The organism is Uliginosibacterium aquaticum (assembly GCF_012972705.2).
Classification (GTDB): domain Bacteria; phylum Pseudomonadota; class Gammaproteobacteria; order Burkholderiales; family Rhodocyclaceae; genus Uliginosibacterium; species Uliginosibacterium aquaticum.
On the sequence record NZ_JABCSC020000002.1, the window covers coordinates 451509 to 471673 of the forward strand.

The window sequence follows — 20165 nt, forward strand, 5'->3', positions numbered from 1 at the left end:
CTGCGGGCAACAAGCCAGCTACGCAACAAGATGGCTGGGTGCCACACACCCCTCTGGCCGCAAGTTCAGCGCAAGCAGAACTGATACAGTTCCAGAACTGTCTGCATAGAGGAGTGCCCAATGCCCTCTCGCCTGCATCGCTTCGTTTCCGTGCTGGTCTCAGCCAGCCTGGTGCTCACAGGCAGCCTGCCTGTTACCTCAGCGCTCGGACAAGACACACCAAGCGCAGCGAGCAGCAACCAGACATCCTCCAGCAAGATCTACTCTCAACAGGAACTGGATGAACTGTTGGCCCCCATCGCCCTGCATCCGGATGCTCTGCTCGCCCAGATTCTAATGGCGTCCACCTACCCGCTTGACGTGGTTGAAGCGGCACGCTGGAAACAAGCCAACCCTAAAGTCGAAGGCAAAAAGCTGGAGACTGCCATGGAGCAGCAGCGATGGGACCCCAGCGTGAAATCGCTGAGCGCCTTCCCTAACGTGCTTGAAATGATGAATGACAAGCTCGACTGGACCCAGAAGCTGGGTGACGCCTTCCTTGGTCAGCAAGCTCAAGTCATGGATACGATACAAAGCTTGCGCACAAAGGCCAAGCAAGCTGGCTCGCTGGAAACAACCAAAGAACAGATCGTCACGACGGCAACCGAAGGCAGCCAGACTGTCATCAAAGTGGAGCCGGCTGACCCACAAGTGGTCTATGTGCCGACCTACAACCCGACAACGGTTTATGGTCCCTGGTGGTATTCCGCACCGCCCCCCTACTACTGGTACCCGCCCGGTTACGTTCCCGGCGCCGCTTTCTTCACCTTCACCGCCGGCGTCATCGTCGGAAGCTGGCTATGGGGCGGCTGTCACTGGGGGCACGGCGGCGGCTCGGTCAACATCAACATTGATCGCTACAACCAGGTCAATCATTACAACAAGATCAACAACGGCAACTGGCAACACAACGTGGAGAACCGCCGCGGCGTACCCTATGCCAGCGACGGATCGCGCCAGAAATACGGCGACAAGAGCGCCCAGACGCGCGACTCCCGCGCCCGTGAAGAATTCCGCGGACGCGCCGAGTCAGGCCGTCAGGAACTCGGTCAGGATTTTGGCCGCACCCCTTCGACCAATGACCGCAGCGCTGGCGTACAGGGTCGCAGCCAGGGCATGGATCGCCGCGGCGACCGCGGAGAACGCAGCCCGAGTGCAGGCACTGCAGACCGCAGCAGCGCCTTCTCCGGAGTCGAGCACGGCAGCCAGGCGCGAGACTTCAGCGCCCGCGGCAGCAACAGCCGCTCCCTCAGCGCAGGGAGCGGAGGCGGGCGCCGTGGTGGCGGACGCCGCTGACCCTCCCCATATGCAGCCAGCCCAATAGGTGACCTCATGAAACCCTTCGGATCGCTGCATCACGCAGCACTTTTCCGCCCTGCAAGGCTGGTCCTCATGTTGGGCCTGGCCCTTCCGCTAGCCGCCACGGCCCAGCCATCCCACAGCTACCCCTCACCAGAGGCCGCAGCGGCCGCACTCTCCTCCGCCCTGAAAGCCAAGGATGCGGGCCAGATTCTGGAAGTGCTTGGCCCGGGAAGCCACGAGCTCGTCCTGAGTGACAACATTGATCAAGACGTAAACACCTGGGAGCGCTTCAATCAAGCCTACGACACGTATCACGAACTCGAGCGCGGCCGGAGCGGTCTGCAGATCCTGATCGTCGGCAAAGCCCGCTACCCTTTCCCTGTTCCGCTGCGAAAAACCGCCACAGGTTGGCAGTTCGACGCCAAGGCGGGCAAGGAAGAGCTCATCAGTCGTCGCATCGGCCTGAATGAACTCACCACCATTGAAGTGCTCAAGCAGATAGCTCTGGCGCAGGACGAATATTTCCTGATGGCCGCGCGCGAACCCGGTCGAGCCGGTGAATACGCACGGCGTTTCGAGAGCAGCCCCGGAAAACAGGATGGCCTCTATTGGCCCGACGCTCCCGGCAAGCCTGCCAGCCCGCTCGGGCCATTACTTGCCCGCGCCTCCGAATTGGGAGCGCCCGGTCACAGCCGGGGACCGGGGGCCTACTTCGGCTATCGCTACCGCATGCTGCCAGGCCAGGGAAAATCAGCCCCGGGCGGAGCCCGCCAATACCAGACCGGCAAATACCAGATCGGCGGTTTTGCCGTACTGGCATGGCCTGAACGCTACGGCATCAGTGGAATCAAGAGCTTCTTGATCAATCAGGACGGTATGGTCTATGAACGCGACCTCGGCAGCGAAACCGCTTCCAAGGCTCCCGCCTTGCGACTCTTCGAACCGGCCCCGGGCTGGAAACCCGTCACGGGGAAATAGGCTGCCGCAAAATCAAAAAAAGAGCCGTCCGGCTTTGGCCCGACGGCTCTTTTCTTGATCTCAACTCATTACATCAGCGAAGCAGGCTGACGCCCTCGACCTCCCTCAAAACGCACTGGTACCGGACGGGCAGGAGGTCGTTGTTGCACCAAACGACGATGAAGACGGTGCCGCGCATGATCCACCCGAACAGCCGCAACGCGTTCCCTTAGAATTGATACCCACCCACACCTTCCAGGACGTCATGGCACCGCCAAGAGAGTAATCGCGGTTAGTGTCAGAGCGACCATAGCTGAAGGTCACATCCGCATACTCGTTACCAAGCGCTGGCTGCGCTGAAGGATAGGAACTCGCCTGCGCGACTAGACGTTCCAGTTGAGCACCAATCTGCATCACACCATCCTTGGCATGGGCAAATTTTGTTTTTCGCACATAGTCAATGAAGCTCGGATAGGCTATCGCGGCAAGAATACCAATCACCGCAACAGTGATCATCAATTCGATCAAAGTAAAACCATTTTTTTTCCTCATGACGCCTGCTCTCATCAGAAGAAATTAGTGAGTTCACGCCAGTTCAGGCGCTCGCGGAAAGCGTTTTCAGCTGGAGTAATTGCCGCCGTATCGCCCGAATTGCCAGGATCCCCCCCGGTCCCCGCCAGAATCGCACGCTTGCCCTTAAAGCGCGTAAACGCTCCGCCAGTAGCATCACCAAGACCCACATAGTTATCGAGGCTGGTCATGTCCGTCATCCGGAATTGAGAATTCCCGCGCGCATCCGTTCCATCAAGCAGCTTCAGCGGACCGAAGGTATAGCCCTTGATGTCACACTCACTAGGCTTCTTGGTGTAATACAACACCACCACCCCATTGATGATGTCGGCCGGTGCAGAAAGATAAGCATTGTCACTGGCCAACACGCTGATGCTCGGATTGGTCGCTGGATCGGACTCACCCAGCTTCGTCGAAGCATTGATGCCGGTCTGCCAGGCAAAAGTCCATTTGTCCGAGAAGTACTTCAAGGCCGTTACATGAGTTTTGGTCTGCGCCAGCAGGATCAGGCCATTACCGCTGGCCGAGGCGATCTTGCTGCCATTCACGTACCACACTGCACTGGCCGAGCCGCCAGTGCGATAAGTCCGCAGCTTGTCGACACTGTACTCACCTGTTTCGATCACCCCTGTACTCTTGGTCTTATAAACCTTGCCATCGTCCGCACCGAAGTAGATCGCGTTGTCATCTACATACAGCAGGTTGCTGCTGGGCGAAACACTAACAACCGAACTCGCCGCAGAAGAGGCTGCCGAGCTGGTTGCACTGGAAGAAGCGGAGCTTGCCGCCGAAGAGGAAGCCGACGCCGCCTCACCACCGCTAGTGAAGTTGCGTTCCACAGCAGCGACATCGGTATTCACCTCACGCGTCACCAGCTTGCCGCCCACCACATAGGCAACCTTGTTGCCGCCCATCACCGCCCCTACTGGCGCTGCACCACCATACGGACGACCGTACACGCCGCTGCTCCAACCCGCCTCGCCATCATTGGTGTTGCCTGCAGAGCCCGGTGAATACTCGCTCGTACGTGAATCCAGCCACACGATCTTGTCGAGCGACTTACCGTCGTTACTAACTCGGATCGAGAAATGCAGCTTGCCACCCAAAGCCGTTCCAGTCACGTAAGTACGCGTGACCTTTGCGCCAGTTGTAGACGACGCGTCATCCTCCAAGAGTTGCACTGACGCAATCTGCCCCCAGGGATGCGCTTCCATCAGCTTCATGGGCGTGGAACTCAACGCAGCCTGGCTCTCGGCCAGTACATCACGCGGAATCCAGCCCCAGTTCAGGTTGCCATTAGTCTTGTCGACCGAGTACAGGATGCCGTCATCGGTAGCAAACAAAACCGAATCTCCCAGCAGCAACGGCGCTACGCGCCAAGGCACACCGACCATCGAGGTCGCCAGACGCTTATCCCCCGTGATCCGGCAGGCCGTCTGAGTGGGATTCACTGCGCAGGCTTGAGCCAAAGTGCTGCCCGCAGCAGTGTTGTTCAAGGCTTCAAAATCCGTACTCGCACTGGCCCAATTTGCGGTTTCTGTACGCAGCTTGGCCAAGCGATTATCGACACTCATCTTGCTCGTCGACACATCCGCCGCGTCCCACTCCGGCGTGGTGTTCTGCGAACTATCATCCTTAAGCTTGAAAGCCTGCAGATGACCGGAAGTGCCCGGTTGATCCTTTTGTAGCGCACGATAGACCAGAGAATCTTTGTTCGTGATCAGCTCTGTAACCGGAGGGGTCAAAGAATAGGCACCCACACGAGGAGCCGCTTGAGAGGTGGACTTCGAGAAAAATTGCGAATCGTTGTTCTGAGAACCGATCACGTTCTTCGCCAACACTTCGCCAACAACTGATGAACCAGTTGCCCCGGTCATTTTTAAATCACCATTAGGTACATATATCCCAGCCGAAATACTGAATCGATCCTTGACCTCAAGGCTGCCGTTATAAAGATTGATCTGCAGTCGTTCAGGGTGCTGTGCATCCATCTGAGCCCATGTTTTCGTTGCCTGGCTACAAGCCCCAATCCAATTAATACAAGGATTCGCTTGCTGCAGGTCTAATCCAACGACAGTGTCGGCAGAGTTCTTTCCAAGAATATTCAGAGTAGTCCTGCCAGGGCCTGTTACATTCAAACGACAACCGTCTTTCCAAACCAACTCGCGAATATAAGTCTGATTAGATGCATCCGAGCCATCTTGGGCAAAGGTAACTCCAGAGTCCGAATTACAATTATTCCCAAATGAAACAACACCAGCCTTAATAGGATTGGAAAAAACCACACCATCACCGGCTTGCAAAGCTCGAATCTCAAACGAGCCAAAATTGACGCCAGAAAAAACGTAATTGACTCCGACTCGACGAACTTCGGCCGAAACACCATTCAAGGTTCCTGCGCCTATTGCATCAAAAACAACAGGTACACCGCCGATTGTCACTGGAGCCCGAACATTATTAATCATCCTATCTTTATCAACACTGACGTCCACAGGGGATACTGGCGCCAAAAAATCAGGCAAGACAGGACCAACCTTTTCGCTATCCGACTTTGAGATAGACTTGGACGCTGAATTTGCATCAACCTCACTCGAAGCCATAAAGGCTTTGCAAGGAATCCCGTTCGATCCAGACCCCGCCGTATTAAGCGTTTTGGTATTTACTGAACTGGCACCATAAAAAGTAATGGCGCAGCGATCTCCGGAACCGCCGGCAAACTCAATTTTGCCGTCTTTTAAAACCGAAAAAACAGCGCCCAAACCCTCCGCAGTCGAGCAAACCTGCGCCCAAGCCGGGAAGCTGAACAGATGCAGGGCCACCAGAGAAGCAGCCCCAATACGCTTAATCTTTGTGTGCTCCATGATCGATCGCCCCCGGCCTCAAAATTCTTTGGAAGTTGAGAGCACCACGTAAGTGCCCTCCTTGATACCACCCGCCTTGGCGTAAAGCGTAAAGCGCGGCTTAGCCGCAGTCTGGTTCACGCGTCCGCCACTGAGCATGCCGTCATTACTCCCGACGGCCTTGCCTTCATACACGACGATGTAATAAGCATTATCCGCACCAGAATTAGGCTGAGTGGCCGAGATCGAACTGGAAACTGGCCAGGGATCGAAGTCCGGCACATTGCCATTCTTGCGCAGAAAATAGCCTGAGCGCCCGTTGAGCGCCGTCTCGATATCCTGGGAACTTGCTACCAGGCTCGCGACCGCAACCTCAGCTTCTTTCAAAGCCCCTTCGGCAGTGAACATCGACCGCTGCCGGTCACTCCAGCCCGCCGCCCCGCGCGCCTCGCCTGTAGAGAGCATAAAGCCGGCAGCTGCCAACAAAGAAACCAGTATCAGCATGATCAACGAGACCAGCAACGCAGCCCCTCTTTGTCGATCAAATGAGCTGGAATGACGCATGCTCACGCTCCTTATTGATTGCGTAGGGCGATCGTCATCTGCAGTGGCAGATAGACATGACTATCGCTCGAAACGCTCTGTCCATTGAATGATGTCACTGTCTGCTGACCTGCATTCCCGACCTTCTCGGAACGCATCAGCATGCTGATTGTGGCTGAGCGCACGCTGGTCCATTTATTGGCACTTGCCTCAACCTGAGCGGCCGTCTTACCTGCGTCGGTAACGCTGCCATTTGCACTATTGCTGAGGTCATAGTTCACACTGATCGCAGCCACCCGACTCGAAACCAGTACGGGAACGTTGTCACGCGCACTCAGGCGAAAAAGCCCTGACTGCCCGTTGACCTTCCCCATGAACCACCAAACAGAGTCCAAGCGACCAACGGAAGCCCCAACACCAAATAACTCGCCAATATTTCCGTCAAGATTTCCCTTGCCGAAACTGGATGTCTCTCCCGCCTCATGCTTGAGCGTCTGCGTCGTCCCACTGGCATCTGGCACCGTAACCGAAGTTACTTCAAATTTCGCCCAATTAATGCAATCCGTAACAACCGCCAGATCATTGGATTTGAACAGCTCAAGTGGTTTTTTGATAACAAGATCTGCAGCTTGCGAGCCCATTGCAGTACTGAGCACCGAAAGGGAGCCAGAAATACCCACAAATGCAACAACGCTGGAGTTCTTTGCAAGATCGGTCAGGTCGTTGGGCATTGAATCCTTAACCTTGGCCAATCCGTAATGGCCAGAGGCATCAGCGGGCACATCCGCCAGCTTGTCAAACCCCAAAATCCCGCCTTGATCGGCATCCAGTGCAGTCTTGTTATTCAGTCGTTCATCAATTGGGTTGGTTACTGGCCAGCAACCAAAATCCCCAGCTGCACGCAGATCGCGAGCCATTGCATCCAGGGCAATGCGCCCCTCGGATTGCACATCAGCCATTTGTGCAGAAAGAGTACTACTGACACGCTGACTTAGAAAAACGGCCAACGAGCCACCTACTACGATCAGCCCAAGAACTAAAGCAATCATTAACTCGACCAGCGTCAAACCACGCTGTCGCCTATTTAAGGTGTTGTACTTCGGCTGAATAGCTATCATCGCTGGTACCGGCATCATGAACTGGAAGCAGCAGAGCTTGCTGCTGCCGAGGAAGCAGCTCCGGCATATACGGAATACGTAGCGGAGACCGTATCGCGGCCAGAAGGAGTCCAGCGCAACTCTACGTTGCAAGTTTTGGGCTCTCCTGCGCTCGTACAACTGACTTTGGCCTTGCCATCAGGTAGATCACAAGCGACCTTTTGAGCCCATTCGCCCGCCCGCCCTGTAGCTCCAGTTGCTGTTGAACTCGCCGCGCTTGATGTGCCCGTATTGCAGCTCAAAGGTGTGGTGATGGTATCGATCGCAGTCCAACTGGCACGATCGTTGAACCGATCCAAAGTCAGCGCATCCAATGCATCATGCGCAAATGCAGCAGCAAGGACTGTGTATTTCGAGTCAGCATTCAGACGCACTCCTTCGGTCTGAAGCTTCAAAGCACCAAGAAGGCCAATTGACAGTACAAGAACGGCTATCAGCACCTCAATCAAGGTGGCGCCAAGCTGCAAGGACTTTCCAGAATCAGAGCACATTAACAGCACCACCAGCGTTGATCGTCAGGGACTTGCTGGAGCCTCCTGCCGTAAATGTGTAGGTCAGCGCGCTTGTGTTAGTCGCAATACCTGTCGGCAAGAAAACCACTGACTGGGAGTCAGATCCAGCCAAAGAGGTACCTTCATAGCGCTTGGAAAAGTCGACTTGGGTAAGACACCCAACCACCGTAACCGCATCAGGATTGCTAGCAGTTGCGGCTTTTTGCGTGATAGCCCAAGCGGCAGGGTCACACCCAGTTACGCCCCCCTTGAGGGTTAGTGTCGTTCGCTTACCGGTCTGGGAAGCGATCGCTCGAGCATTCGCGACAGCCCTCTTGAGACCATCGGCCGCCATCTGCGCCCGGCCAGACTGTATCTGGGCGGTAAAACTAGGTACAGCGATAGCGAGCAGGACAGCCAACACAGCAACGGCGACCATCAATTCGATCAATGTAAAGCCCTGCTGCATCAGTGACTCTGGGCGTCTTCGCGACATCGTGCGACTCCTTGCTTAACAAGCTGCCAGCCCAAAAAATACCATGACGGGGAAATCCCTTAAGCATTTTTCTGACATTCGGACGGTCGGCTAGTGCCCCCCCCCACTCAGGGATTAAGCAAAACCCTTAAACCACGGGGATGAAACCGGTAACATAAAAAACAAAGGCCCGGCTTGCCTTCATCGCTCAACACGTTTTGTTCAACGCTCAAATCAAGGCTCACAGGATAGTGAGCGCTCCGAACGAGAAAGCGACGCGAACTTTGCAGAGGCTATCACTGATAGAGACACAGCCTCAGAACAAAGTCATACGGCAAGAGTCGCGAAAAGACGGCATTTAGCTGTTACAACAAACAGCAACAGAGATGCATCTTATTCTGCTGGTTGGTGCTGTCATTCAGACGGCTTAAGCGTCAACAGACTCACCCACCCGGCATCATGCCCTTCATACCTTTGAGCCCCCCAAGTCCGCGCATCAACTTCCCTATCCCACCTTTAGAAAATTGCTTCATCATTTTTTGCATCTGCTCAAACTGGTTAAGCAGACGATTGACCTCCTGCACTTGAACCCCCGCTCCTGCAGCGATCCGGCGCTTGCGCGCAGCCTTGATGAGATCAGGATTGGATCGCTCCGCCGGCGTCATCGAGTTAATGATGCCCTCAACACGGGCCATCGCCTTCTCCGGCGCACCGGGCTGCATCTGAGCTGCGGCCTGAGCAAACTGGGCCGGCATTTTGTCCATTAGCCCGGACAAACCTCCCATTTTGCGCATCTGCCCCATTTGCTCTTTAAAGTCATTCAGATCAAAGCCTTTGCCCTTGCGCAGCTTTTCCGCCAGATCCAGCGCAGCCTTTTCATCAACAGCGGCACGAGCCTCTTCAACCAGAGAAAGGATGTCTCCCATCCCAAGGATGCGACTAGCCATCCGCTCCGGATGAAACTCATCCAGTCCGCCGAGCTTCTCTCCCACGCCGGTAAATTTGATCGGAGCCCCGGTAACGTGCCGCACCGATAGCGCGGCCCCGCCACGGGAGTCACCATCAAGCTTGGTCAGCACGACACCAGTCAGAGGCAGAGCTTCATTGAAGGCACGCGCCGTATTGACGGCATCCTGCCCCAGCATGGCATCGACAACGAAGAGCGTTTCGATCGGCTTAATTGCTGCGTGCAATTGGCGAATCTCATCCATCATCTGCTCGTCTATGGTGATACGCCCAGCGGTATCCACCAGCAGAACGTCCAGATAATGCCGCTTGGCGTAATCGATCGCGGCAAGCGCGATGTCGACTGGCTTCTGGTCAGCTGACGACGGAAAGAACTCGGCCCCCGCCTGCGCGCTAACCGCCTGCAACTGAGCAATAGCAGCAGGACGATAAACGTCACAAGAGACCGTCAGAACCTTCTTGCGCTGCTTCTCTTTCAGATACTTGGCCAGCTTGCCAACCGTCGTGGTCTTACCTGCCCCCTGCAGGCCTGCCATCAAGATGATTGCAGGCGGCTGAGTTGCAAAATTAAGGCTTGCCTGGCTCCCCCCCATGATCAAAGCCAGCTCTTGCTGTACCACACCAACCAGAGCCTGCCCCGGCGTAAGGGAACCCACAACCTCCTGACCAAGCGCCTTCTCTTTGATCCGGACCATCAAATCCTTGACGACCGGCAAAGCCACATCAGCCTCGAGCAAAGCCATGCGAACTTCGCGCAACATGTCGGCAATATTGTCTTCAGTCAGGCGAGCCTGACCGCGCAGGGTCTTCACGACCTGAGCGAGGCGATTGGTAAGGTTATCTAGCATTGATGAAAACCGTCAGGAAAGGGCCGCCAGGAGGTTCCGCAGGCAAGCCGATGGGCGTTAAACTGGCTGAATGGCAAACATTCTACTGCATCTGCTTCCAGCCTCGTTTTATCTGGGGATTACGGCCCTCAGCCGCTCAAACATGCTTCAGTTGCCGGGCATGCGGGTTGCAAATCGCGGCCTACAAGCCATGGCACTCTTGAGCCACGCCTTCGTGCTGTCAGAAGCCATGTTTGGAACAGGCGGGTTCCAGTTCGGTCTTTTCATAGCACTCTCACTCAGCCTCTGGCTGGCGATGCTGATCTATTCACTGGAGAGCCTGATTACTCCGCTCAACCAACTGTTGGGTTATGCGGCCCCCATTGCGGCCATCTGCGCTTTTCTGCCCGCGCTGGGTGGAGGCCACCCGCAGTCGATCGATGCTGAAAATTGGGCCTTCCGCACCCACATAGTCGTTGCAATGCTCGCCTATAGCCTATTCACACTAGCCGTCTTTCATGCAGTCGTACTGGCAGCAACCGAACGCAACATCCATCACGCAGCCGCCTTGGAAAGCGAAGAATTACCACCACTACTAAGCCTTGAACGGATTCTTTTCCGCATCATTCACGCAGCCTTCGTATTCCTGACTCTGACGGTGGGCTCCGGGCTGCTATTCTCTGAGCAAATCTTTGGCAAGCCCTTCGTTTTTTCACACAAGGCGGTGTTTGGCATCGCGTCATGGGTACTGTTTGCTATTCTGATCTTGGGGCGCTTTCTAAAGGGATGGCGTGGCAAGCTGGCCATCCGCTGGTTGTTAGCAGGCTTCGCATGCTTGCTGCTAGCCTATGCCGGCACTCGTTTCGTTCTTGAAATACTACTTGAACGCAGCATCTGAGTGCTTAAGAACCGCCAGACAGTCAGTTGTGCGAGCCACTCGAGGCCGACCACCGGCGCAACGCCTCCGGCCGGATGGGTTTACAATCGCAGGAATTACAGTGCAACATCAAGTAAGCCCGCTAACTCGTTGATAGACAGGCACATCAAATAACGATGGCATCCACCCCACAATCTGCTCTGAATGGCTTGGCGCGTGCGCTTGTCCAGCAGGAACGCCTCAAAGAGGCGGATGCCACAGCGTGTTCGGCCCCCAGCAGCAATCCAGGCGGCTTTGTAGCTGAGGTTGTGCAGCGCGGCCTGATGAAGGCCAGTGACATCGCAGCCTTTTGCGCAAACAGTTTTGGTTGTCCGTGGATGGATCTTTCGGCTTACGACGAAAGCTATGTAGCTAAGGATGCAATCGACACCAAGCTGATGTCCAAGCATCAGGTCATAGGCTTGGCCAAGCGCGGCAACCGCATATCGGTGGCACTAGCCGACCCCAGCAATTTGCGCGCGCTGGACGAGATCCGTTTTCAGACAGGACTAGCCGTCGACCCAGTAGTTGTCGAAGTCGACAAACTCGCAGTCCTGCTAGGCAAACTGACCGAGTCGGTTTCGTCAGCCCTCACAAACCTTTCAACTACCGATGATTTCGATCTCGATGCGTTGAATGATTCCAATCAGGAAGATGCTCAAGCCGCCGAGGCTGGTGCAGCAGAGGTTGACGACGCCCCAGTCGTACGTTTCATCCAGAAAATGCTTGTGGATGCTATCAATGAGGGAGCGTCCGACATCCACTTTGAACCCTACGAGAAGTACTACCGGATCCGTTTCCGCACGGACGGCATCCTGCGTGAGATTTCCCAGCCGCCACTGGCTCTGAAAGAAAAAATCGCCGCCCGGATCAAGGTTATTTCGCGCCTCGACATCTCGGAAAAACGCGTACCACAAGATGGTCGCATGAAGCTGGTACTGTCGAAGAGTAAGGCTATCGACTTTCGCGTTTCTACGCTACCTACCATGCATGGCGAGAAGATCGTGATGCGTATTCTTGATCCATCCAGCGCCATGCTGGGGATCGATGCCTTGGGTTATGAGCCCGATCAGAAAGCGGCCCTGATGGACGCTATCGAACGACCCTACGGCATGGTTTTGGTAACAGGCCCGACGGGTTCGGGCAAAACTGTATCGCTCTACACCTGTCTCAACATTCTAAATAAAGCGGGCGTCAATATTTCGACCGCTGAAGATCCTGCTGAAATCAACCTGCCGGGCATCAATCAGGTTTCGATGAACGACAAGGCTGGCTTGACCTTTGCGGTATCCCTGAAAGCCTTTCTGCGGCAGGATCCGGACATCATCATGGTCGGTGAAATCCGAGACCTTGAGACCGCAGAGATTTCGATCAAGGCAGCGCAAACCGGGCACATGGTGCTATCCACCCTGCACACCAACGATGCTCCCACCACGCTGGAACGACTTCGGAACATGGGCGTAGCCCCCTTCAATATCGCTTCTTCAGTCATTCTAATCACCGCCCAGCGCCTCGCACGCCGCCTCTGCTCTTGCAAAAAACCGATCGATATTCCCATCGAAGCGCTTGTCCAGGCTGGCTTTGGCGAAGCCGATCTAGATGGCAGCTGGCAGCCTTACGGCCCTGTTGGCTGTGACCGCTGCAAAGGCTCTGGCTACAAGGGGCGCGTCGGCATCTATCAAGTTATGCCCATCACTGAAGAAATCCAGCACATCATCATGACCGGCGGCAACTCTATGGATGTTGCCGCCCAGGCACAGGTTGAGGGCGTAAGCGACCTGCGTCAGTCAGGTCTGCGTAAGGTCAAGCAAGGACTCACCTCCCTCACTGAAGTGCTCGCCACAACCAACGAGTAATCCACGGAAAACACCATGGCCACAGCAACCCGTACCGTACGCCGCCCAGCAAGCGCTTCACAGCAAGAGAACCTGTTTACTTGGGAAGGCAAGGACAAGGCCGGAAAAATCGTGCGCGGAGAGCTGCGAGCCCAAACTGCAAACGTGGTCCAGGCTACCCTGAGACGTCAAGGCATCTCGGTTACCAAGGTCAAGAAACGCTCCTTCGGCCGTGGCGCCAAGGTCAAGGACAAGGACATCGCTATCTTCACTCGCCAGCTCGCAACCATGATGCGCGCTGGCGTGCCACTTCTTCAGTCCTTCGACATCGCTATCAAGGGCACCAGCAATGCCGCGCTGGGTCGCCTACTTAATGACATCCGCAGTGAAGTCGAAACGGGCACGAGTCTGGCCAACTCTCTGCGCAAACACCCTCAGCACTTCGATGCTCTGTATTGCAATCTGGTGGCGGCAGGCGAACAGTCAGGTGCTTTGGAAAACCTCCTAGACCGCATAGCGATCTACCAGGAAAAAATGCTGGCCATCAAGAGCAAAATCAAGGCAGCACTTTTTTACCCAATTTCGGTGATGGTCGTTGCCGGTGCAGTAACTGCGGTCATGATGATCTTCGTAATTCCGGAGTTCAAAAAAGTATTTACAAGCTTCGGAGCAGACTTACCTGCGCCTACTTTGTTTGTGATGGCTCTTTCAGATTTCTTTGTTGCCAACGGCTTTTTGATTCTGTTGGCATTAATCGCAGCAGTCATCGGGATAGCTTCTGCATACAAGCGATCCCTTGCGATGCAAGCTTGGGTGGATAGGATGAGCCTGCAGATTCCAGTCATTGGTGACATTCTGCGCAAGGCCACCATCGCACGCTGGACGCGTACGCTTTCCACAATGTTTGCCGCTGGCGTTCCACTGGTAGAAGCGCTGGACTCTGTTGCCGGCGCTGCGGGTAATCACATTTACAAGGTCGCAACAAAAAACATCCAGAACGAGGTTTCCACCGGCACCAGCCTCACTGTTGCCATGCAGGGCGCGCAAGTCTTCCCGGCCATGGTTGTCCAGATGGTTTCTATTGGTGAGGAATCCGGCCAGCTCGACAGCATGTGCGCAAAGGTCGCAGACTTCTTTGAACGCGAAGTGGATGATATGGTTGCCGGTCTGTCACAACTGCTGGAACCGATCATCATCGTATTCCTCGGTACCATCATTGGTGGCATGGTGGTTGCCATGTACCTGCCAATCTTCAAGCTCGGCCAAGTTGTCTGACCTTCATATCTACAGGGCGGCCAAGTGCCGCCCTTCCCCATACACTCATGCCTCTTAATGAATACTTGGCTATTCCGGCCATACTGATCCCCTGCTGCACCTTGATCGGCTTGTGTGTTGGCAGCTTCCTCAATGTTGTCATCCATCGCTTGCCCAAAATTCTGGAAGCAAGTTGGCTGGCTGATGCCGCAGAAATGCGCGGCGAGGCCGCTCCAAAAAGCGAGCAGCTGGGCTTGGCCACACCACGTTCTCGCTGCCCGCATTGTGGGCACCTCATCGGCGCCCTCGAAAACATCCCGCTCATCAGTTACGTCCTGCTGCGTGGCCGTTGTCGCCATTGCCGCGCAGCGATCAGTCTGCGCTACCCATTGATTGAAGCGCTTACTGCAGCACTCTCAGCAGCGATCGCCTGGAAGTTTGGTTATGGCTGGCAAACTGCAGGTGGACTGCTGCTGGTGTGGGCTTTGATCGCCTTGACTTTCATCGACCTTGACACTTTCCTCTTGCCCGACGACATCACTCTGCCACTTTTGTGGGGAGGGCTTCTGTTTAACCTGAACCAGACATTCGTCACGCTGGATGCGGCCGTAATTGGCGCTATGACGGGCTACCTTGCTCTCTGGTCTGTATACTGGCTGTTCAAGCTGGCGACAGGAAAAGAAGGCATGGGCTATGGAGATTTCAAACTACTCGCCGCCATTGGTGCCTTTCTGGGATGGAAGGCCTTGCCTGCGGTCATATTGCTTTCCTCGGTCGTCGGAGCCTGCGTCGGAATCTATCTGATGGTGTTTGCCCGACACGGGCGTGAAACGCCCATTCCCTTCGGCCCCTATCTCGCCGGCGCGGGGGTTCTTGCCATTTTCTTTGGTGACGCCTTGAGCGCGCTTTTCGTGCCGATCTGATCGACCTGAAAGCCCGATCGTCAGCCCTTACAGCAAAAAAACCGCCCGCTATCGTGCTCACCACGATCAGCCGGCGGTTTTTCCCGTTGTGCCAATGCGTTAGAATACGCGGCTCAGGAGAATCAAATGCCCATCTACGAATACCGTTGTGGCGACTGCGGCCACCAAAAAGACCATCTGCAGAAGCATAGCGATGCACCGATCGCAGCCTGCCCGGCCTGCGGCAGCGCCAGCTACACAAAGCAGCTGACTGCAGCAGGTTTTCAGCTCAAAGGAAGCGGCTGGTACGCCACAGACTTCAAAGGCAGCGCCAGCAGCTCAGCCAAATCCGAAGCAGCCTGCCCAGCGGCACCTGATGCACCTCCCCCGCCCTGCGCGGGTAGCTGTGCCTGCCACTAAGGCAGCACCATCTGAATGAAAAAATACCTGATTACAGGCCTTCTGGTTTGGATACCGCTGGTCATTACAGTCTGGGTGTTGCGTGCGATTGTCAGCACATTGGACCAGTCTCTTCTGCTGTTGCCACAAGCTTGGCAGCCGAACAACCTGATTGGCTTCAAGCTGTGGGGCTTGGGCACCTTGATCACCCTGTTGGTGGTGATCGCTACTGGGGTAGTAGCTTCGAATTTCTTCGGTCAGCGCCTGGTAAGAACCTGGGAGAGCGTTCTCAACCGCATCCCAGTGGTCAAGCAGATTTACTCCAGTGTCAAGCAGGTCTCGGATACGCTGCTAGGCCCCGGTGGTCAGGCTTTTCGCAAGGCGCTACTGGTACAGTATCCACGCGAGGGCAGTTGGACAATCGGTTTTCAGACCGGCACCCCTGGCGGCGAGCTAGAGCAGCACCTTCCGACCGAGGTGGTCAGCGTTTATGTACCGACCACACCAAATCCGACCTCTGGGTTCTTCTTGATGATGGCCAGAAAAGATGTCGTAGAGCTTGAAATGTCGGTCGATGAAGCGCTGAAATTCATCATCTCGATGGGCTCGGTTGCCCCGGACGCAGCTCGAAACTGAACATCCGCCGTCAGCGATAGCTGATGGCCCTTCCGAATCAAGACAACACACAAATACCGGATCACGGAGATCTTCAATGCGTACCTGTTACAGCGGCCTCGTTTCCGCCGCCCTGCTTGACCAGACCGTTACCCTCTTCGGCTGGGCCCATCGTCGCCGCGACCACGGCGGAGTGATCTTCATCGACCTGCGTGACCGAGAAGGTCTGGTGCAAGTTGTTTGCGATCCGGATCGTGCCGAAACCTTCAAGATTGCCGAAGGCGTGCGCAACGAGTTCTGCCTACGCGTGACCGGCAAGGTGCGTCGCCGCCCCGAGGGCACGACCAACGCCAACCTGATCTCCGGCGAGGTCGAAGTGCTGGCGCATGAAGTCGAAGTGCTGAACGCCTCGGTTACCCCGCCCTTCCCGCTGGATGACGAAAATCTGAGCGAAAACGTGCGTCTGACCCACCGCGTAATCGACCTGCGCCGCCCGGCCATGCAACGCAACATGATGCTGCGTTACAAGACGGCCCGGGCGTTCCGCCGCTTCCTCGATGATGCCGGCTTCGTGGATATCGAAACCCCGATGCTCACCAAGAGCACCCCGGAAGGCGCGCGCGACTATCTGGTGCCGAGCCGCGTGCATGACGGCCAGTTCTTCGCCCTGCCGCAATCGCCGCAACTCTTCAAGCAGCTGCTGATGGTGGCTGGCTACGACCGCTACTACCAGATCACCAAGTGCTTCCGCGACGAAGATTTGCGCGCTGATCGCCAGCCGGAATTCACCCAGGTCGATATCGAAACTTCCTTCCTGAACGAACACGAAATCACCGGGATCATGGAAAACCTGATCCGCTACGTGTTCAAGGACGCGATCGACGTTGACCTTCCCAACCCCTTCCCGCGCATCACCTATCAGGAAGCCATGGCCCGCTATGGTTCGGACAAGCCGGACCTGCGCGTCACGCTGGAGCTCGTCGACGTCGCCGACGCCATGAAAGACGTGGCTTTCAAGGTCTTCGCCGGCGCGGCCAACGACCCGGCCTGCCGCGTGACCGCCCTGCGCATTCCGGGTGGCGCTGCGCTCTCCCGTGGCGAGATCGACGGCTACACCGAGTTCGTGAAGATCTACGGCGCCAAGGGTCTGGCCTACATCAAGGTCAATGACGTCAGCAAGCTGAACGAAGAAGGCCTGCAGTCGCCGATCGTCAAGAACCTGTCCGAAGCTTCGCTGAAGACGGTGATGGAGCGCACCGGTGCGCAATCCGGCGACCTGATCTTCTTCGGCGCCGACAAGGCCAAGATCGTCTCTGACGCACTCGGCGCGCTGCGCACCAAGATCGGCCATGAAAAGGGCCACGTCGATGGTCGCAAGTGGGCGCCGGCTTGGGTGGTCGACTTCCCGATGTTCGACTACGACGAGGAAGCCAAGCGCTGGGTCGCCTGCCACCACCCCTTCACCTCGCCGAAGGATGAGCACATGGAACTGCTCAGCACCGATCCGGGCAAGTGTCTGGCCAAGGCTTATGACCTCGCCCTGAACGGCTGGGAACTCGGCGGCGGCTCGGTGCGTATCCACCGTGCTGACGTGCAGGAGAAGGTCTTCGCGGCGCTCGGTATCGGTGAAGAAGAAGCCCAGCTCAAGTTCGGCTTCCTGCTCGACGCGCTCAAGTACGGCGCACCGCCCCACGGCGGCCTCGCCTTCGGTCTGGACCGCATCGTCACCATGATGACCGGCGCCGAATCGATCCGCGACGTGATCGCCTTCCCGAAGACCCAGCGCGCCCAATGCCTGCTCACGCAAGCCCCGAGCCCGGTCGACGAGAAGCAACTGCGCGAACTGCACATCCGCCTGCGCAATGTGCAGAAAGCTGATGGCGCGGCTTAAGTTCCAGCCCGTCTGACCCACAAGGGCCGCGAGGATTTTCCTTGGCGGCCCTTGTGCTTTTCAACAGTGGAATTGCCTCATTGAAACTCGACCTCTCGCCCACCCCGCCCACCGCCCCACAGCGCCCGAAAAAGCTCGTCGCCCACGGCCACACCCGTGTCGACCCCTATTTCTGGCTGCGCAAGGTGAAATCGGCCGAGGTGCTCGATTACCTCAAGGCCGAAAACTGCTATGCGGAAGCGGTGCTGGCGCCAACGAAGCCGCTTCAGGAAAAGCTCTACGCCGAGATGCTGGACCGTATTCAGGAAGCGGACCTGTCGGTGCCGATGAAATTCGGCGCCTGGATGTACTACAGCCGTACGCTGGCGGGCGCGCAATACGCCGTTCATGCCCGAAAACGCATCGCGCCGGAAGGCTGGGAACCGTCACCGGAAGAAATCCTGCTCGACGAAAACAAGGAAGCTGAGGGCAAGAGCTTCTACGAGGTCGGCGACTATGAGGTCAGCCCCTGCGGGCGCTATCTCGCCTGGACCGAAGACACCCGCGGCCAGCGCAGCTACCGGCTGCGCGTGCGCGACCTCACGCGAGGCCGCAATCTGCGGTTTTCGCACCGTGGCGTGATCAGCCTGTCCTGGGCCGAAGACGCCCTCACAGCCCCGCGCCCGACCCTGTTCTTCGTCACCGAAGACCGCCAGACCAAGCGCGCCAACCAGCTCTGGCGCCAGAATCTGGATGAAGCCGAGCCCACGCCGATCTTCGAGGAACGGGATGAGCGCTTCAACCTCTACATCGCCAAGACCCGTAGTCTCGGCCTGCTGGTGCTCACTTCCACCAGCCACACCACCAGCGAATCCCGCATTCTGCCCGCCGATCAGCCGCGCGGACGCTGGCGTATCGTGATCCGCCGCCGTGCCGGCGTTGAATACGAGATCGACCACCACGGCGACACCCTTTTCATCCGCAGCAACGACACTCACCCGAACTTCCGCCTGATCGAAGCCCCACTGGCTGACTGGCAGCCCGCCCACTGGCGCGAGCGCATCCCGCCCCGCGAAGACGTCATGCTCGAAGGCATTGACCTCTACAAGGACTGGCTGATCGCCAGCGAGCGCAAGCATGGCGTGCCGCAACTGGCCATCACCAGCCTGAACTCGGGCGAAACACATCAGGTCGCCTTCGACGACCCGGCCTATGTCGTCGATCTGGAAGACTTGCCGGAATGGGACTCCCCCATCCTGCGCTACACCTACGAGTCGCTCACCACACCCAGCTCGATCTACGACTACGACCCGGCCACACGCCAGGCCACGCTGCTCAAGCGTCAGCCGGTTCTGGGTGGCTTCGATCCGGCGCATTACATCTCCGAGCGGATCGAAGCACGTGCCACCGACGGCACTGCCATCCCGGTCTCGCTGGTCTATCGCAAGGACCTCGCCTGCGATGGCCAGGCCCCGCTTTGGCTGGATGGCTACGGCGCCTACGGCATCGTCAATGATCCCTGGTTCTCGGCAACCCGCCTCTCCCTGCTCGACCGGGGCTGGGTGTTTGCCATTGCCCATGTGCGAGGCGGCGGCGACCTCGGCCAGCGCTGGCATGAGGCCGGCAAGCTGGAAGACAAGCCCAACAGCTTCAGCGACTACATCGCCTGCGCCGAGACCCTGATCGCCAGAGGCTTCAGCAGCAAAGGAAAAATACTTGCCAACGGTGGCAGTGCGGGCGGCCTCTTGATCGGCGCGGTGCTGAACATGGCCCCCGAACTCTTCGGAGCAGCCATTCTGGAAGTGCCCTTCCTCGATGTGGTGACCACCATGCTCGACCCCAGCCTGCCACTCACCGTGGGGGAGTACGAGGAATGGGGCAATCCGGCCCGCCGCGCCGACTACCGACGCATGCTGGCCTACTCGCCCTACGACAATCTGCAGGCTCGCGACTACCCGCCGATGCTGGTCGAAGCCGGCCTGCACGACAATCAGGTGATGATCTGGGAGCCCGCCAAATACGTGGCAAAACTGCGCACTCTGAAGACGGACCACAACCCGCTGCTCTTCATGACCAGCCTGGCCGCCGGCCACGGTGGCGCCTCCGGCCGCTACGACTCGCTGCACGAGCGCGCCCGCCAGCTCGCCTTTGCGCTGGCCACGCTGGGCTCGTCCGAAAGCGCAATGCCCTAAAGAAAACCGGCACCC

General features: G+C 57.0%; 17 protein-coding genes. 10 read left to right on the top strand and 7 right to left on the bottom strand.

Going from position 1 to position 20165, the window contains the following annotated elements; translation table 11 throughout:
* The first annotated feature begins 120 nt into the window (after positions 1–120).
* Positions 121–1335 (top strand): DUF3300 domain-containing protein, encoded by a 1215-nt coding sequence (locus HJ583_RS09545; protein ID WP_170021700.1) that lies wholly within the window; start codon positions 121–123, stop codon positions 1333–1335.
* A 36-nt stretch (positions 1336–1371) separates the two neighbouring features.
* The gene (locus HJ583_RS09550) at positions 1372–2319 is read left to right on the top strand and encodes a DUF2950 family protein (protein ID WP_170021701.1); all 948 of its coding nucleotides are present in this window, start codon (positions 1372–1374) and stop codon (positions 2317–2319) included.
* Positions 2320–2424: 105 nt separating this feature from the next.
* Here the strand turns inward: HJ583_RS09550 and HJ583_RS19330 are convergent, their stop codons facing one another.
* The 7 genes from HJ583_RS19330 to ffh all read right to left on the bottom strand — a co-directional run bounded on the left by HJ583_RS19330 (position 2425) and on the right by ffh (position 10188).
* A complete protein-coding gene (locus HJ583_RS19330; RefSeq protein ID WP_217423361.1) occupies positions 2425–2850 on the bottom strand; it encodes a type IV pilin protein in 426 nt (141 codons plus the stop codon).
* Positions 2851–2864: 14 nt separating this feature from the next.
* Positions 2865–5729, bottom strand: coding sequence for a hypothetical protein (locus tag HJ583_RS09560; RefSeq protein ID WP_170021703.1), 2865 nt, complete (start codon positions 5727–5729; stop codon positions 2865–2867).
* Between the two features lie 18 nt (positions 5730–5747).
* Entirely contained in the window at positions 5748–6272 is a 525-nt protein-coding gene (locus HJ583_RS09565; RefSeq protein WP_170021704.1) for a pilus assembly PilX family protein, read from the bottom strand.
* 11 nt (positions 6273–6283) lie between these two features.
* On the bottom strand, positions 6284–7369 hold the full coding sequence (locus HJ583_RS09570) for a PilW family protein (RefSeq protein ID WP_170021705.1): 1086 nt from the start codon (positions 7367–7369) through the stop codon (positions 6284–6286).
* Between the two features lie 14 nt (positions 7370–7383).
* Positions 7384–7875, bottom strand: coding sequence for a type IV pilus modification protein PilV (pilV, locus tag HJ583_RS09575; protein ID WP_170021706.1), 492 nt, complete (start codon positions 7873–7875; stop codon positions 7384–7386).
* Between the two features lie 13 nt (positions 7876–7888).
* Positions 7889–8395: a GspH/FimT family pseudopilin gene (locus HJ583_RS09580; protein ID WP_170022008.1), complete on the bottom strand. Its 507-nt coding sequence runs from the start codon at positions 8393–8395 to the stop codon at positions 7889–7891.
* A 422-nt stretch (positions 8396–8817) separates the two neighbouring features.
* Complete coding sequence (gene ffh / locus HJ583_RS09585; protein WP_170021707.1) at positions 8818–10188, bottom strand: signal recognition particle protein; 1371 nt, start codon at positions 10186–10188, stop codon at positions 8818–8820.
* A 70-nt stretch (positions 10189–10258) separates the two neighbouring features.
* On the opposite strand from ffh, the gene HJ583_RS09590 reads away from it, so the two are divergent.
* From HJ583_RS09590 to HJ583_RS09625, 8 genes are all read left to right on the top strand, one after another.
* Positions 10259–11065, top strand: coding sequence for a cytochrome C assembly family protein (locus tag HJ583_RS09590; protein ID WP_170021708.1), 807 nt, complete (start codon positions 10259–10261; stop codon positions 11063–11065).
* A gap of 155 nt (positions 11066–11220) precedes the next feature.
* Positions 11221–12939: a type IV-A pilus assembly ATPase PilB gene (gene pilB / locus HJ583_RS09595; protein ID WP_170021709.1), complete on the top strand. Its 1719-nt coding sequence runs from the start codon at positions 11221–11223 to the stop codon at positions 12937–12939.
* Positions 12940–12954: 15 nt separating this feature from the next.
* The gene (locus tag HJ583_RS09600; RefSeq protein WP_170021710.1) at positions 12955–14193 is read left to right on the top strand and encodes a type II secretion system F family protein; all 1239 of its coding nucleotides are present in this window, start codon (positions 12955–12957) and stop codon (positions 14191–14193) included.
* A 47-nt stretch (positions 14194–14240) separates the two neighbouring features.
* Positions 14241–15095, top strand: coding sequence for a prepilin peptidase (locus tag HJ583_RS09605; RefSeq protein ID WP_170021711.1), 855 nt, complete (start codon positions 14241–14243; stop codon positions 15093–15095).
* 126 nt (positions 15096–15221) lie between these two features.
* Positions 15222–15494, top strand: a complete 273-nt coding sequence (locus tag HJ583_RS09610) for an FmdB family zinc ribbon protein (RefSeq protein ID WP_101942569.1) — start codon at positions 15222–15224, stop codon at positions 15492–15494.
* A gap of 15 nt (positions 15495–15509) precedes the next feature.
* Entirely contained in the window at positions 15510–16109 is a 600-nt protein-coding gene (locus HJ583_RS09615; RefSeq protein ID WP_170021712.1) for a DUF502 domain-containing protein, read from the top strand.
* Positions 16110–16185: 76 nt separating this feature from the next.
* Positions 16186–17979, top strand: coding sequence for an aspartate--tRNA ligase (gene aspS / locus HJ583_RS09620; RefSeq protein WP_170021713.1), 1794 nt, complete (start codon positions 16186–16188; stop codon positions 17977–17979).
* Positions 17980–18059: 80 nt separating this feature from the next.
* The gene (locus HJ583_RS09625) at positions 18060–20150 is read left to right on the top strand and encodes a S9 family peptidase (RefSeq protein ID WP_170021714.1); all 2091 of its coding nucleotides are present in this window, start codon (positions 18060–18062) and stop codon (positions 20148–20150) included.
* Positions 20151–20165: the final 15 nt, after the last annotated feature.

Coding starts and splice junctions, on each gene's coding strand:
- HJ583_RS09545 (WP_170021700.1), top strand. CDS start 121: ATGCCCTCTCGCCTGCATCGCTTCGTTTCCGTGCTGGTCTCAGCCAGC.
- HJ583_RS09550 (WP_170021701.1), top strand. CDS start 1,372: ATGAAACCCTTCGGATCGCTGCATCACGCAGCACTTTTCCGCCCTGCA.
- HJ583_RS19330 (WP_217423361.1), bottom strand. CDS start 2,850: ATGAGGAAAAAAAATGGTTTTACTTTGATCGAATTGATGATCACTGTT.
- HJ583_RS09560 (WP_170021703.1), bottom strand. CDS start 5,729: ATGGAGCACACAAAGATTAAGCGTATTGGGGCTGCTTCTCTGGTGGCC.
- HJ583_RS09565 (WP_170021704.1), bottom strand. CDS start 6,272: ATGCGTCATTCCAGCTCATTTGATCGACAAAGAGGGGCTGCGTTGCTG.
- HJ583_RS09570 (WP_170021705.1), bottom strand. CDS start 7,369: ATGATAGCTATTCAGCCGAAGTACAACACCTTAAATAGGCGACAGCGT.
- HJ583_RS09580 (WP_170022008.1), bottom strand. CDS start 8,395: ATGTCGCGAAGACGCCCAGAGTCACTGATGCAGCAGGGCTTTACATTG.
- ffh (WP_170021707.1), bottom strand. CDS start 10,188: ATGCTAGATAACCTTACCAATCGCCTCGCTCAGGTCGTGAAGACCCTG.
- HJ583_RS09590 (WP_170021708.1), top strand. CDS start 10,259: ATGGCAAACATTCTACTGCATCTGCTTCCAGCCTCGTTTTATCTGGGG.
- pilB (WP_170021709.1), top strand. CDS start 11,221: ATGGCATCCACCCCACAATCTGCTCTGAATGGCTTGGCGCGTGCGCTT.
- HJ583_RS09600 (WP_170021710.1), top strand. CDS start 12,955: ATGGCCACAGCAACCCGTACCGTACGCCGCCCAGCAAGCGCTTCACAG.
- HJ583_RS09605 (WP_170021711.1), top strand. CDS start 14,241: ATGCCTCTTAATGAATACTTGGCTATTCCGGCCATACTGATCCCCTGC.
- HJ583_RS09610 (WP_101942569.1), top strand. CDS start 15,222: ATGCCCATCTACGAATACCGTTGTGGCGACTGCGGCCACCAAAAAGAC.
- HJ583_RS09615 (WP_170021712.1), top strand. CDS start 15,510: ATGAAAAAATACCTGATTACAGGCCTTCTGGTTTGGATACCGCTGGTC.
- aspS (WP_170021713.1), top strand. CDS start 16,186: ATGCGTACCTGTTACAGCGGCCTCGTTTCCGCCGCCCTGCTTGACCAG.